General features: G+C 65.6%; 9 protein-coding genes and 1 tRNA gene. 1 reads left to right on the top strand and 9 read right to left on the bottom strand.

The features are described from left to right. Nucleotides 1-90 precede the first annotated feature (90 nt). The 7 genes from ASF98_RS16560 to ASF98_RS16590 all read right to left on the bottom strand — a co-directional run bounded on the left by ASF98_RS16560 (nt 91) and on the right by ASF98_RS16590 (nt 9,981). Complete coding sequence (locus tag ASF98_RS16560) at nt 91-2,640, bottom strand: helix-turn-helix transcriptional regulator (protein WP_235506054.1); 2,550 nt, start codon at nt 2,638-2,640, stop codon at nt 91-93. Nucleotides 2,641-2,848: 208 nt separating this feature from the next. Further along, complete coding sequence (locus ASF98_RS16565) at nt 2,849-5,581, bottom strand: helix-turn-helix transcriptional regulator (protein ID WP_156372442.1); 2,733 nt, start codon at nt 5,579-5,581, stop codon at nt 2,849-2,851. Between the two features lie 238 nt (nt 5,582-5,819). Further along, complete coding sequence (gene pth, locus ASF98_RS16570; RefSeq protein ID WP_055803952.1) at nt 5,820-6,401, bottom strand: aminoacyl-tRNA hydrolase; 582 nt, start codon at nt 6,399-6,401, stop codon at nt 5,820-5,822. A 91-nt stretch (nt 6,402-6,492) separates the two neighbouring features. Beyond that, nucleotides 6,493-7,092: a 50S ribosomal protein L25/general stress protein Ctc gene (locus tag ASF98_RS16575; protein ID WP_055803955.1), complete on the bottom strand. Its 600-nt coding sequence runs from the start codon at nt 7,090-7,092 to the stop codon at nt 6,493-6,495. A 222-nt stretch (nt 7,093-7,314) separates the two neighbouring features. Beyond that, entirely contained in the window at nt 7,315-8,295 is a 981-nt protein-coding gene (locus ASF98_RS16580; RefSeq protein WP_028270407.1) for a ribose-phosphate diphosphokinase, read from the bottom strand. Continuing rightward, nucleotides 8,292-9,818, bottom strand: a complete 1,527-nt coding sequence (gene glmU, locus ASF98_RS16585; protein WP_055803957.1) for a bifunctional UDP-N-acetylglucosamine diphosphorylase/glucosamine-1-phosphate N-acetyltransferase GlmU — start codon at nt 9,816-9,818, stop codon at nt 8,292-8,294. The genes ASF98_RS16580 and glmU overlap by 4 nt, the downstream gene beginning before the upstream one ends. Before the next feature lie 91 nt (nt 9,819-9,909). Continuing rightward, a tRNA-Gln gene (locus ASF98_RS16590) sits at nt 9,910-9,981 on the bottom strand. 192 nt (nt 9,982-10,173) lie between these two features. Here ASF98_RS16590 and ASF98_RS16595 point away from each other — a divergent pair. Continuing rightward, nucleotides 10,174-10,773 carry a TetR/AcrR family transcriptional regulator gene (locus tag ASF98_RS16595; RefSeq protein ID WP_055804353.1) on the top strand — a complete coding sequence of 200 codons (600 nt, stop codon included), beginning with the start codon at nt 10,174-10,176 and terminating at the stop codon, nt 10,771-10,773. 174 nt (nt 10,774-10,947) lie between these two features. Here ASF98_RS16595 and ASF98_RS16600 read toward each other — a convergent pair whose 3' ends face one another. Both ASF98_RS16600 and ASF98_RS16605 read right to left on the bottom strand, forming a co-directional pair. Further along, nucleotides 10,948-12,783 (bottom strand): ABC-F family ATP-binding cassette domain-containing protein, encoded by a 1,836-nt coding sequence (locus ASF98_RS16600; protein ID WP_055803960.1) that lies wholly within the window; start codon nt 12,781-12,783, stop codon nt 10,948-10,950. 62 nt (nt 12,784-12,845) lie between these two features. After that, nucleotides 12,846-13,808, bottom strand: coding sequence for a 4-(cytidine 5'-diphospho)-2-C-methyl-D-erythritol kinase (locus ASF98_RS16605; RefSeq protein ID WP_055803962.1), 963 nt, complete (start codon nt 13,806-13,808; stop codon nt 12,846-12,848). Nucleotides 13,809-13,863: the final 55 nt, after the last annotated feature.

Raw genomic sequence — 13,863 nt, forward strand, 5'->3', positions numbered from 1 at the left:
GCGCCCGGGGCGCTTCGAAATAGTTAACAAGTTGCCGTCGCCGTACCGTTTCGACGGCCGCGTCCGAGTAGGGCCTCCCGGTCCAGGTACTCATTTCCCGGGTGATGGTTTGGCCTTAACCGGCGGGTCCTCTCCGACGCCCGCAGCGGCAGCCAACTCGTCACGTCCCGCGATGCCAAGCTTCAGGTAGCAACGATAAAGGTGGCCTTCCACCGTTCGGACAGAGATCTGGAGCTTGTCCGCAATCATCCGGTCGCTGAGTCCGGTGGCCGCCAGCCCCACGATGTTCCGTTCGCGCTTGGTCAGGATGGGGGCCACCGTGTCCGGCTGGGCTTCGTTGCCGGCGTGGCCCAGCTCTTCGTTGCACCGGGCGATGCCGGCGCGGGCCATGGCAGCCAGCTCCCGGTTCCGGCTTCGGTCCAATGAGGTCAGGGCTGCGGCATAGGCATCCGAGGCCAGTTGGAAGGCCGAGGCCGCGAAGAGGGACTCCCCCGCACGCAGGAACAGTTCGGCGCTGCCATCGGCGAGCGCGGCAGAGTACTCGGCCAGTGCCGCAGCCCAGATGCCTTCCACCGCGCCCGCCAGCTCCTGCAGCCGCCCCAGCCTGGTGGTGTCTCCCAGGCCCATGGCCAGGGCGAGGGCATTCAGTTCCAAAAACGCGGCGCCCTGTTGCGCGGCTTCCTCCGCACTGCGGTGCAGGGCCGCGATGCCGGATCCGTTCCCTGCCTGGAGCTCCTCACCGGCAGCAAGGAAGTCCCGCGCAAACGCTGTCACAAGGTGCATGCCGCGCTCACCCCACGCTTCATAGTCTGAGCGCAGCCTGTCGGCCTCTGCCTTGAAGCCCTGGGCTGCCGCCACGTAGTAGGCCATGGCCGCGCAGAACCGGAACATCTGCTGGGGATCGCTGTCGCGGAGGGCCTCAAGCCCCGTGACCAGCAACTCCAGGGCTTCGGCGAGCTTCCCCTGCCGGAGTGCTATGTAGCCCATCACGACGTACGAGGCACCGCTGAACGAGACCATGGCGGAACCGAAGGACGTCTGGGCGTAGCCGTCCAGGAGCTGCTGGGCCTCGGCCCACTCCCCGGCGGCCAGGTCGCAGGCAACAAGCCGGACCACAGTGAACTCCGGGAGGAAGAAGATGTCGTTATCGGGAGGCTGGACCTGGCCGTAGGCGTCCATCGCGAGCTGGCGCCCTTGCAACGGATACCCCAGCGCGCACAGCCGTTCGGCCTGCAGGGCCAGTGCCATCGACCTGGTGAGCGCGCCGTCCGGTTCCCCGGCGGAAGCGTCGGCTGCCAGCAGGTCATCGAGCCTGGGACCCATCTGCCTGTAGTCGCCCGCGAGCGAGTACGCCATGAGTTCCACCAGGGACGCCCGCCGTGCCGTGACCTTGAGGATGGCGGCCGACTCCCCGGGGTGGGCCGCGGCCTCTTCTTCGCCCCACTGGCGCAGCCGCCGGGCATCGTCCGTGATCGCCGAGGCGGGGTGCCCCAGTGCCGTCCGGGTGGCCGACCTCAGGAGGCTGTTCACCACCATGTGCGTGAGGCCGCTGCCGGCGTCCACATTCACGTTCAACAGGGCGGCGGCTTCGTCGTAGTGCCCCAGGTTGTAGTGCGAGCGGGCCATCACGGCCCGTGCAGTCTGCTGCAGTTCGGGATCCCGGACAGCCCAGGCGATGCGCAGGGCCGTTTCGCTTTCGAAGAGCTTGCAGGCCAGCACAGCAGCCCGGATCAGCAGTCTGGCAGGAACTTCTGCTCCGCAGTCCAAAGACCAGGAAACCATCCGGAGCAGGGACTCGGGTTTATCAGCGGAAAGTTCCATCCGGGACACGAGCTCCCGGTGCAGCTGCAGGCTTCGGGCCGCGGGAACGATACGGCGCAGCACTTCCCCGTAGACCGGGCTGACCAGCCGGAGGGTCGGTTCACTGTCCACCGACTGGACCACCAGCCGCTGGTCCAGCAGTTCCTTGACCGCGGGCTCACCCGCAATTTCTCCCACGAGGGTCCTGTCCACCGGTTCAGCCAGCGCAATCAGGTTCAGCGCCTCACGGCCGTCGGCCGAGATGCGCATGAGCTGGACCTTGACGACGGCGGTGAGTTCCAGCGTCCGTACATGGGAGGAACCTGCGTTGAGCCAGACCCCGTTGCGCTGGATCAGGTCGCCCGAACGCTGGGCCTCGCGAATCAGGGTCTTCAGCAGCAGCGTGTTCCCGCCGGCCTGCTGCCAGTATTCACGCGACGTGCTGTTGAGCACTTTGCCCTCAAGCAGCGCCTCGCACAGTTGATGACCCTGTTCCAGGGTGAGGGGGGCGATGTCGAACCGTTCGGCCGTGCCGTCATGCCAAAGCCGGAGCAATGGCTGGGGTATGCCGGGTCGCGGAATGCAGGTGGCGACGAGTTTGGCCCAGCCCGCCTGGACAAGTTCGGAAATCATCTCGGCCGTGGCGGTGTCGAGGTCGTGGGCGTCGTCCACCAGCAGCAAGGCCGGTCCCGGCCCCTTCCTGCCACTTTCGAGGTGCGCCCACAGCGCCCTTAGGACGGCCACCTTGGAGGTCACGTCCTCTACTGAGAGATCAGCGAGGTACGGGGATAGGGCACCGTACGGAACGGGCGAAAGTGACGGGCTTCCGTGGATACTCATAACCGCCTGCCGGCCATTTCCGGCGCTATTCAGTTGCGTCAGAAATGACGACGCTCCCAATCCGGCGTCGCCGACGACGAAAACCGCCCAGCAGTCATCCGACGCGAGGGCGTCTTTGACCGCGGACAGCATGTCCCCCCGGTCTATCCAGGGTTCATCAGCATTCTGGCGCCGGGTCCCGGCGCGCGACCGCCCCGAAGCCTTCCCGTCAGACTTGAGCGGTTCCTTCAAGCTCACTCCTCGATGAAATCCCCATTTTCGTGAAGATTTGGTAGAGATGGCCTTCCACCGTGCGTATGGAAAGCTGCAGCCGGTTGGCGACTTCCTTGTTGCTCAACCCCTGGCTGGCCATCCTGGCAACCTGCCGTTCCCGTTCGGTCAGTTCAGGTCCCACCGTATGCGGCATCAGCGGCAGCACCGGCAACGTTTCCACGAGCCGGTCCAGCCGGTGCTGGGCGGCACGTGCGGACTGGGAGTCCCCCTTTTCCCTGGCGATGTCCAGCGCCAGCACCACGCATCTGGACTCCACCGCGTCGAGGTGCAGCTCCTGGGCCAGTGTCGCCGCCTCAAGCAGTAGTTTGGAATCCTTCTTCCTGCTCCCCTCCCCGACCAGACGGTTGACGCTGGCCATCTTTCCCTGCCTGCGGGAGGAAACCTCGGTCAGCAGGACCAGTTCTTCCTCCGTTCCATGCACCGTAGCACCGAACAGGCTGATGGAGGCAGTGGTGGTCCGCCCTTTGGAAATGTCCTCGTGCGCGGACTCGATCAGCTTCTGCTTTGCGCCCGGATCCTTGAGCCACCGCTTGGCCATCCGCACGCAGAAGTCGGCCATCCAGGAGGTGAACCAGGCGACATGCTGTTCCTCCTGGGCGGCCAGGTCGAGGAAGTTTCGCGATTCCTGGATATCACCGGCCTGGGCATAGGCGAAGGCCAGCGCTGAGCAGGCCAGTGACGGTCCGTAGTAGCTCCGCCTGATTTCCAGTTGCGCCTGGGCGCCGAGCAATGTGTCGATGGCGAGGTCGGCCCGTCCGGCATAGGTGTAGGCGACGCCCAGCGCAAGTTCCGCCGCCCCGCCCAGATACTGCATGATTTTGGGCTTCTGGTCCAGTGCGTCCGTGAGTATCCTGACGCAGTCCTCCCATTGGCCGCTGCAGAGCAGGGCGGCAAACAGTCCTTCTGCCTGCCAGCTCAGCATTCCGGGCGCCACGTTGGACTGTTCCATCCGGTGCTGAATCTCGGCTGCCAGGGCAATGGCGTCGGCTTCCCTGCCCAGGACTGCCCACGCCATGGTCAGCAGGCAGGCGCAGTTCAGGACGTACAGCGGGTCGCCGGCTTCTTTGTAGGCCTGTTCCAGGTCTCCGGCGACGGCGGCATACTCACCCTGGTGGATCATCTGCTCGAATTCGGCGAGCATGATCAGCTCGTGGGCACGGGCAAAGTCGGCAGGTGTCTCATTGCCGATGGATGCCCTTTCCCGCCGGGCCAGCTCCTGCCGGGCCGCCGACAGGATGCTGTCGATCCGGGTGTACCCTCCGTGGACCCAGAGCAGCGCGCTGCAGAAATCCTGCACGCAGCTCGCGTAGGCGGTCGCGGGGAGTTCAGCCTGCTGCTCGGGTGTGACCTCCTCCAGGACCGCCACAGCCGATTCATGCTCGGCCAGCGTCATGTAGGCGGCGGCCCGTTGCCTGGCAGCTTCAGCCCAGTGAGGATCTCCGACGTGGATCTGCGCCAGTGCTTCCAAAGCGAACATCGGGTCGAACAGCCGGTTCGCCGCAGCGGCTGCGGCCAGTGCGAACGCCGGCTCCACAGGCTCACCGCAGTCAAGGGTCCAGGCGACATACCCCAGGAGCTCTTCGACATCCATCTCGGCAGGGGTTGCACCCACAACCCGTGCGACGAGCTGGTGCAGTTCCTTGCGCCGCGGCAGGTCCATCCAGCCCCGGATGACTTCGCCGACGTATTCGTCCTTCAGGCTCACCCAGCGGCGGCCCGTCTCGCCGACTTGCAGGTACCCGGCCTTTTCGAGGTCGGCTACGACCGCCGGGTCCAGGACATCAAGGAGGACGAATAAGGGAACCCGCCGGATCAGGGCCAGCCACTCCAGGCCCTCCCTGACTTTGGGGGTTTCCCGTGCCAGCCTGGACCTGACCAGGTCCACCAGGGCGTCGGCTTCCGCGAGGTTGATCCCCCCGCGGAGCGCCCAGACTTTCCCCGCGAGGTGGAGGTTGCCTGAACGCAATTGCTCAATCACGATCGCCTGGAGAACGAGCGGGTTTCCGCCGCTCGCCGCGTACAGCGAACTGGCGGCTGTAGCAGTCACGGGACGCCCGAGAACGCCGGCAAGCAGTTTGCTCACTTCCGGCCGGGTGAATACTTCGAGCCGGACTTCCTCGAGCGAATTGTTGCGGAGGAGCCGGATCAGGTCTTCGGGCATGTCCGTCACGTTGCGTACGGTGACCATGAGCTTCGCGGCGCCGCTCAGGATGAGGTGCATCAGGACGGCGGTGCTCATGCTGTCGATCGCCGGCAGGTCTTCGAGCACTACCAGGACAGGGCGCCCGGCGGCGTCTTCGCGGATGAGCCGGGAAATGCCGTGGACAATTTCGCCCGGGGATTCCAGCACATGTCCGGGCAGCCGGGCCACGAGAAAGGCCAGTTGACCGAACGGAATGGCAGGATCGGTGGTGGTTCCGTGGAGGTGGATGACGTGCATCTTGCCCACCAGCTTGGCTTCCACTGCGCGCGCAAATGTGGACTTGCCGACGCCTTGCGCGCCGACAACTACGACGCCGTGAAGATCGTTCTCGGACAGGATCGAGACGACGGACGCCTGGATGTCCTGCCTGACCAGAGACGACCACTTACGACGCTCGGAGGCTCCCATGCCCCGGCGTTCAGTCTCCAGGAGCCCCCCATGTTCAGAGCCTGATGATGCAAGCACGATCGATCACGCTACCTTCGTGGCTCCAGCTGATGCGAGTTGGCTGAGCCGTCGGGTGTTCAGTTTTCCGATGCCGCCAAACGAGGCAACAAGACCTTGAATGTGAAAATTACCATAGCAGGTATGGCTAAACAATTAGGCCGCTTTATGCAACTGGTTAACCAATTGCATTGCACTAACCGTGACCAGTCCCCCACCCGCAGGCTACCGCTAAAATGGCGGCTTCGAGGCATAAATACTAAACCGACGTGTGATATTTCTGCTGCGCGGCCGCCAGGCCGTCCTTGACCACGGTCTCCACGGCGTCGGCGGCGTCATCCAGGAGGAACGGCAGTTCCTTTTTTTCGGCCGTGGCGAAGTCCTTCAGGACAAAGTCGGCGGTATCCATCCGGCCCGGCGGACGCCCCACTCCGACGCGGACCCGAAAGTAGTCCTTGGTGGCCAGCGCTTTCGAAATGTCCCGGAGCCCGTTGTGGCCGCCTTCGCCGCCGCCGATCTTGAGCTTGACGGTATTGAAGGGAATGTCGATTTCGTCATGGACCGCCACGACGTGCTCCGGACCGATGTCATAGAACTTCGACAGCGCGGACACCGGACCGCCGGAGACGTTCATGTAGCTCATGGGTTTGGCCAGGATGACGCGGGGTCCGCCGATCCCGAGCCGGCCCTCCAGTACGTGGGCGCGGGCCTTGTGCACTTTGAAGCTGCCGCCCACCCGGCGCGCGAGTTCATCCAGCACCATCTGGCCGACGTTGTGACGGTTGTTGCTGTATTCGGTGCCGGGGTTGCCAAGGCCCACGATCAGCCAGGTGTCAGTCATGCGTCAATCCTAGGGTTGTTACAAACGGGCTTTAACACGGCAGTGGCCGGGCCCCGACAGGGACCCGGCCACGAGAAACGGGCTGCCGGAATTACTCGGCTGCAGACCCGGATGCCTCGGAGGCGGCGCCTTCGGAAGCCTCTTCCTCGGAGACCTCAGTGGCCTCGGAGATGTTGACCACCAGGGAATCGGGGTCGGCCAGCAGGATGGAACCCTTCGGCAGGACCAGGTCGGAAGCGTGGATGTGCTCGCCGGCGGAGCGGCCTTCGATGCTGACCTCGACGGCGGTGGGCAGGTGGGTTGCCTCGGCCTCGAGGGAAACAACGGTCATTTCCTGGTTGTAGGCGTTGCCCGGAGCCAGCTCACCGGTGAGGTGGACGGGAACGTCGACGGTGACCTTTTCGCCGGTGCGGACGGTCAGGAGGTCGAGGTGCTCGACGATCTGCTTGATCGGGTTGCGCTGGATGTCCTTGACGAGGGCCAGGTGCTGTTCGCCGTTGATGTCCAGGGTCAGCAGGGCGTTGGCGGTGCGGACGGCCAGGGTGGTGGCCTTGGCCGGAAGGGTGATGTGGATCGGATCTGCGCCGTGGCCGTAGATGACGGCGGGGATCAAGTTGGCCATGCGTGCGCGGCGGGCGAAGCCCTTGCCGAATTCGGTGCGTACTTCTGCTGCGAGCTTCTGCTCAGACATGTAAATCTCCTTGAAATCTAAACGGGTGTTCAGCAAGGGCGGAGGTCTGTTTGCGACCTTCAACGCCGGGCGGCCCGTGGCCGGCCCTTCAAGAAGGGAGATTCAGACCCAGTCGATAACGGAGACTGCTCTCCCTCGCCAAGGTATCGTGGACCAGCTTACCAGCGTTGGGCCCCGTTACTGAAAACGGGACCCAACGCCGGCGGGCTTAGGTCAGGAAGCTCAGGCGTTGCCGTCGAACAGGCTGGTGACGGAGCCGTCGTCGAACACTTCACGGATGGCCCGGGCAATCAACGGTGCGATGGACAGCACTGTCAGCTGCGCGAAGCGCTTGTCGGCCGGGATGGGCAGCGTGTCGGTGACCACCACTTCGCGGGCACCCGATTCCGCGAGGCGGCGGGCCGCCGGGTCGGAGAAGACGGCGTGGGTCGCCGCGATGATGACATCCTTGGCGCCGGCGTTCTTGAGCACCTGGACGGCCCCGGAGATGGTTCCGCCGGTGTCGATCATGTCATCGATCAGGACGCAGGTGCGGCCTTCGATCTGGCCCACGACGGTCTTGGACACGGCCTGGTTCGGAACCGTGAGGTCGCGGCTCTTGTGGACGAACGCCAGCGGGGCACCGCCGAGGCGCTCGGCCCACTGTTCGGCCACGCGGACGCGGCCGGTGTCCGGCGAGACAACGGTGATGTTGTCCGCGGCGACGCGTGTGCGGATGTAGTCAGCCAGCAGCGGGATGGCCATGAGGTGGTCAACCGGGCCGTCGAAGAAGCCCTGGATCTGCGACGTGTGTAGGTCAACGCTCATGATGCGGTCCGCGCCGGCCGTCTTGTACAGGTCAGCCACCAGACGGGCGGAGATCGGCTCGCGGCCGCGGCCCTTCTTGTCCTGGCGGGAGTAGGGGTAGAAGGGCGAAACCACGGTGATGCGCTTGGCGGATGCCCGCTTCAGCGAATCAATCATGATCAGCTGTTCCATGAGGTGGTTGTTCAGCGGGGCCGGGTGCGCCTGGATGACGAAGGCGTCGGTGCCGCGGACGCTTTCTCCTGCGCGAACGTAGATTTCCCCGTTGGCAAAATCGTAGGCATCCACCGGCAGCAGTTCAGTGCCCAGCTCCTTGGCGATCTCCCGCGCAAGCTCGGGATGGGCCCGCCCTGCGGCGAGTACCAGTTTCTTCTCGCCGCGTGCCGTAATTTCGGTCATGATTGCTTGCCCTCTTCTGTAGGTGCCGGGGTGCTTGAGGAATCCAGGGGCGGCTGTGCCGCGGCTGTTTCGCTGACCGGCGCCGTTGCCCCCGCGGCTTCGGCCAGTACTGCTGAGATGGAGCCCGGGCGGTGCGAGACGACCCAGCCTTCGGCATTCCGCTGCTTGGCCACCGAGATGGCCAGCGCGCCGGCGGGAACGTCCTGCCGGATCACTGCGCCGGCCCCGCTGTAGGCGCCGTCACCCACCTGGACCGGAGCGACGAAGACCGTGTTGGAACCCGTGCGCACGCCGGAGCCGATCACGGTTCGGTGCTTGTGCTCGCCGTCGTAGTTGGCCGTGATGTTGCCGCAACCGATGTTGGTGTCCTCGCCGATCTCCGCGTCGCCGGCGTAGCCGAGGTGCGACAATTTGGAACCGCGGCCGATAGTGACGTTCTTGGTCTCGTAGAAGGCGCCGATCTTGCCGGTCTCCCCCAGCACCGTTCCCGGGCGGAGGTAGGTGAACGGCCCGACGCTCGCGTTCGCGCCGATCACGGCTCCGGAGCCGTGCGTCCGCGTCACCTTGGCGCCCTCGCCAATGGTGACGTCAGTCAGCGTGGTGTCAGGCCCGACGACGGCATCCCTCGCCACGGTCGTGGCGCCGTGCAGCTGGGTGTTGGGCAGGATCCGGACGTCCTCTGCGAGCGTCACCGTTGAGTCGATCCAGGTGGTGGCGGGGTCCACGACCGTAACTCCGGCGCGCATCCAGGCCTCCACCGTGCGCCGGTTGTGTTCGGCTCCCAATGCCGAGAGCTGGACACGGTCGTTGGCACCTTCCACCTGCCAGCGGTCGTTGGTGACCACAGCGGCCACCCTCCCGCCGGCCGCGCGGGCAATGCCCAAAACGTCGGTGAGGTACATCTCGCCCTGGGCATTGTCCGTGGTGACGTGGGCCAGGGCATCGCGGAGGACGGCGGCGTCGAAAGCGTAGATCCCGGAATTAATTTCGCGGATTTCACGTTCCTCGTCGGAGGCGTCCTTGTGCTCGCGGATTCCCGTGACAGTGCCGTCGGCCGCCCGCAGGATGCGGCCGTAGCCTGCGGCGTCGTCCAGGACCGCGGTCAGGACTGTGACGGCGTTGCCTTCGTCTTCGTGGATGAGGACCAGCTCGGCAAGCAGCTCCGCCGAGAGCAGCGGCACGTCGCCGTAGGTGACCACCACGGTGCCGCTGAGCGGACCGTCGGCGTCGAGGGCTTCCAGCGCCGCCTGCACCGCGCGGCCGGTGCCGGGGACTTCATCCTGGTCCACGATCAGCGCTGCGGGATCGAGCCGGGAGACGTGTGCGGCCACGAGGTCGCGCTCGTGCCGGACCACAAGGGCCAGTTGACGGGGGTCGATGGTGCGGGCGGCACGCAGGGCGTGGCCAACCAGCGACCGGCCGCCGATTTCGTGGAGAATCTTGGGCGTCCGGGATTTCATCCGGGTACCGGCACCTGCAGCTAGGACGATGACGGCGGCGGGGCCGGTTGTCTCGGGGCTCACGTACAGGCTCTCCTTGCTTGGTGGATCTCAGTTGCGCACTTTCACACCTTCGCCGGTCTGTTCCGGATCCGGGACCCGTCTACAGCGGCAGTTCCGCCCATAGGATTCGAACCTATACTCCACGGCTCCAAAGGCCGGGGTGCTGCCATTACACCAGGGCGGACCGTGCCCGGACCCGCAGCCCCGTGGCACGAGAACCAATTCTGCCACGAAGGTCGGCGCACTTGCGACTCGGGGCCCTGCGCATCCCTTAAGGCATGATGGGACGGTGAGCAAGATCAACGGTGCGCCCGATGGCGCCGGAAACCCTCCCGGCAGGCCCGTCAGGGCACCCGGATACGTCCCCCGGCCCCGGATGACCGGTGCGCAGCGTCGCTCACAGCTGATCGACATCGGACGCGGGCTCTTCGCCATCCGGGGCCTTGACGGCACCACGATCGAAGAGATTGCGGCGGCTGCGGGCGTGTCGAAGCCCGTGATCTACGAGCACTTCGGGTCCAAGGAAGGCCTCTACACCCAGGTGGTGGAGTACGAGTTCCGGATCCTGCTGGCCGCCATCAATGACGCCCTCACGGACGAAGCCAAGCCACGTGTCCAGGTGGAGCGGGCAGCACTGGCCCTGTTGACGTACATCGAGGACCGTACCGACGGATTCCGGATCCTGATGCGCGACGCACCGCCGTCGCAGCCCGAAGGCGCCTTCTCCACGCTGCTCTCCCACGTCACCGCGCGGGTGGAGCACATCCTGTCTGACGAGTTCGCCCGCCGCGGGTTCAGCGCGGCCGACGGTGCCATGTACGCCCAGATGCTGGTAGGCATGGTGGCCATGACCGGGCAGTGGTGGCAGGACAGCCGGACCCCTGACAAGCGCGCCGTGGCCGCCCACCTGGTGAACCTCGCCTGGAACGGTCTCACGGGTCTGCAGAAGGAACCGGAGCTCCGGTCCGAGGCCTAGTCTTATGGTCACCTTCGCGGCGCAGTGGCCCTTCGCCGTCGCTTAGACACGGCGCAAATGGGCCCCTGCGGTCGCTGAGCGACCTCCGGAACCCGATGCGCCGCGATGCGCTCCTACGCGAAGGTCCCCCGCACCGCCATTGCCGACTCGCCCGCCTTGCTGCCACCCTGGTGGTTATTCGCCCAGGACTTCCAGGGCATCCAGCCATTCGAGTTCCAGGGCTTCGCGTTCTTCGGCCAGGGTTTTGAGCTTCTTGTTCAGGTCGGCCATGGCGTCGAAGTCGTTGTCGGCCGTGCTCTTGACCATCTGGGCGTGGATCTTGTCTTCCTGCTGGGTCAGCTTGCCCAGCTGGCGGTCGATCCGGTTCTTGGCCTTGCGGGCGTCGCGCTTTTGGGCTTCCGAAGGGCCAGCCGGGCCGGCGGTGGCGGGTGCCGAGCTGCCGCTGGCGCCGATGACGGGGTTGCCGCCGCCTGTGATGGTGGAGCCGGCCACGGCACCTTCGCGCAGTTCGAGGTACTGGTCCACGCCGCGCGGCAGCGCGCGGATCTTGCCGTCGCCCAACAGCGCCATCTGGTGGTCGGTTACGCGCTCCAGCAGGTAGCGGTCGTGGCTCACCACAACGAGCGTGCCCGGCCAGCCGTCCAGGACGTCTTCGACGGCGGCGAGGGTGTCGGTGTCCAGGTCGTTGGTGGGCTCGTCGAGCATCAGCACGTTGGGTTCGCCAACGAGCAGGCGCAGGAGCTGGAGGCGGCGGCGTTCGCCACCTGACAGGTCCTTGACCGGGGTCCACTGCTTCTCATTGGTGAAGCCCAGCTGTTCCACCAGCTGGCCCGCGCTGAATTCCTTGCCGCCGACATTGAAGGACCGCTTTTCGCGTTCGATCACTTCGATGACGCGTAGGTCCTTGACGTCGTCCAGCTCCTTGACCTCCTGGGTCAGCACGGCGGTGACAACAGTCTTGCCGCGCTTGACCTTGCCGGACGTGGGCTGGATTTCGCCGTTGAGGAGTTTGAGCAGGGTGGTCTTGCCGGCGCCGTTGACGCCGACCAGCCCCAGCCGCTCCCCCGGTGCAAGGCGGAGTGTGATGTTGTCAAAGAGCTTCTGCCCGGGCTCGCCGCCGAGGAAGTCCAGCGACACGTGCTCAAGGTCCAGCACATCTTTGCCGAGGCGCGCAGTGGCCATCTTGCTCAGGGCCATCGAGTCGCGCGGCTCCGGGACGTCCGCAATCAGCGCGTTGGCTGCCTCGATGCGGAATTTCGGCTTGGCGGTGCGGGCGGGCGCGCCGCGGCGCAGCCAGGCGAGTTCCTTCTTGACGAGCTGCTGGCGCTTGCCTTCCATTACGGAAGCCGAGCGGTCACGTTCGGCGCGGGCCAGGACGTAGGCCGCGTAGCCGCCTTCGAAGGGGTCCATGATTCCATCGTGGATTTCCCAGGTCTTATTGCAGACTTCGTCGAGGAACCAGCGGTCGTGGGTGACCACCAGGAAGGCGCCCTGGTTGGCGCGCCAGCGGGTCTTGAGGTGGCGGGACAGCCAGGCGACGCCTTCGACGTCGAGGTGGTTGGTGGGCTCATCGAGCATGATGACGTCGTGGTCTTCGATCAGCAGCTTGGCCAGCGCAACGCGGCGCTTCTGCCCGCCGGAGAGGGCGTGCACGTTGGCGTGCCAGTCGACGTCGGACACCAGGCCGCCCATCACCTCGCGGATCTGCGGGTTGCGGGCCCATTCGTAGTCCGCCTGGTCGCCCACGATAGCGGCACCGACCGTCAGGTCGCCGTCGAGCACATCGCTCTGGTCCAGGTAGCCAATGTTGACTTCGCTGCGTTTGGTGACGCGCCCGGAATCGGGCGTCGAGCGCATCGCCAGCAGGCGCATGAGGGTGGACTTGCCGTCGCCGTTGCGGCCCACCATGCCGATCCGGTCACCCTCTTCAAGGCCGAGGGTTACGCCGTCGAGGACGGTGCGGGTTGCATACGAGACCGTGAGGTTCTCGCCGCCGAGCAGGTGAGCCACTGGGAACTGCTTTCTTCGGTGGAAATTCGTTGAACGTGAAGGATCGAACGGAGTCGAAAGTACTAAAGGAGCGTATCGGAGATGATGCGGGCCCCGTGCACTGGTCCATGGACGGCCAGTGCGTTCAGGCCGTGATGACTGAGGTCTTCCGCGAGGCTGGCAGCCGCAGCGGGGCTGTGCGTGAGCAGGGCCACGGTGGGGCCGGAGCCTGAAACAAGTCCCGCGATCGCTCCGCACGATTCGCCAAGTCCAAGGATATCGCGCAGTCCCGGCGCCAGCTCAATGGAGGCGCGTTGGAGGTCGTTGACCAGGACGCGGCTCAAGGCGTCCGCGTCCCCGCTGCGCAGCGCCTGCAGGATCTTTGGATCCACGGCGTCGGGCTCTTCCACGGTGATGCCTTCGGCCAGGCGAAGGCGGTCCAGGGTGCGGAAGACCTCCGGCGTGGACAGCCCGTAGTCAGCTGTGACCAGGACCCAGTCCATTTGCGCTTTGGCCAGCGCTGGAGACAACTCGTCCCCTACGCCTAGTCCGACGGCTGTGCCGCCGAGCAGGGAAAACGGGACGTCGGCCCCGAGCTCTGCGGCCAGGTGGGCGAGTTCGTCGCGGGACAGCCCGCTGTTCCAGAGGGCGTCGCACGCGAGCAGCGTGGCTGCCGCGTCTGCTGAGCCGCCCCCCATGCCGCCGGCCACCGGGACCCGCTTGGTGATTTCCAGGTGGACACCGGTGGAGTGCTCAGACACGTCGGCCATGATGGCTGCCGCCTTGTAAGCGAGATTCCGTTCGTCGAGCGGTATGTCCACGTCTGCCAGGTCCAGCGTGCTGGCCGGACTGATGCTGACCGTGATGCCCTCCGCGGGAGTGCTGGTGGCGGCCACTTCCTCATAGAGGGAAACGGCCAGGTAGACACTGGCAACGGAATGGTAGCCGTCCTCACGCAGCGGGCCCACATCCAGCGAGACGTTGATTTTGCCGGGAGCCTTGACCCGGACCGTCCTCGCGGCAAAGCGCCCTCTCACTGCGTTCATGAGTCCAAGCTATGGCATGGCAGCGTCAGGCTCCAAGCATGCGCCCCCATGGAAA

Source organism: Arthrobacter sp. Leaf337 (genome assembly GCF_001423745.1).
Taxonomy (GTDB): Bacteria; Actinomycetota; Actinomycetes; order Actinomycetales; family Micrococcaceae; genus Arthrobacter.

Coding starts and splice junctions, on each gene's coding strand:
- ASF98_RS16560 (WP_235506054.1), bottom strand. CDS start 2,640: ATGAGTATCCACGGAAGCCCGTCACTTTCGCCCGTTCCGTACGGTGCC.
- ASF98_RS16580 (WP_028270407.1), bottom strand. CDS start 8,295: ATGACCGAAATTACGGCACGCGGCGAGAAGAAACTGGTACTCGCCGCA.
- ASF98_RS16605 (WP_055803962.1), bottom strand. CDS start 13,808: ATGAACGCAGTGAGAGGGCGCTTTGCCGCGAGGACGGTCCGGGTCAAG.
- ASF98_RS16575 (WP_055803955.1), bottom strand. CDS start 7,092: ATGTCTGAGCAGAAGCTCGCAGCAGAAGTACGCACCGAATTCGGCAAG.
- ASF98_RS16595 (WP_055804353.1), top strand. CDS start 10,174: ATGACCGGTGCGCAGCGTCGCTCACAGCTGATCGACATCGGACGCGGG.
- pth (WP_055803952.1), bottom strand. CDS start 6,401: ATGACTGACACCTGGCTGATCGTGGGCCTTGGCAACCCCGGCACCGAA.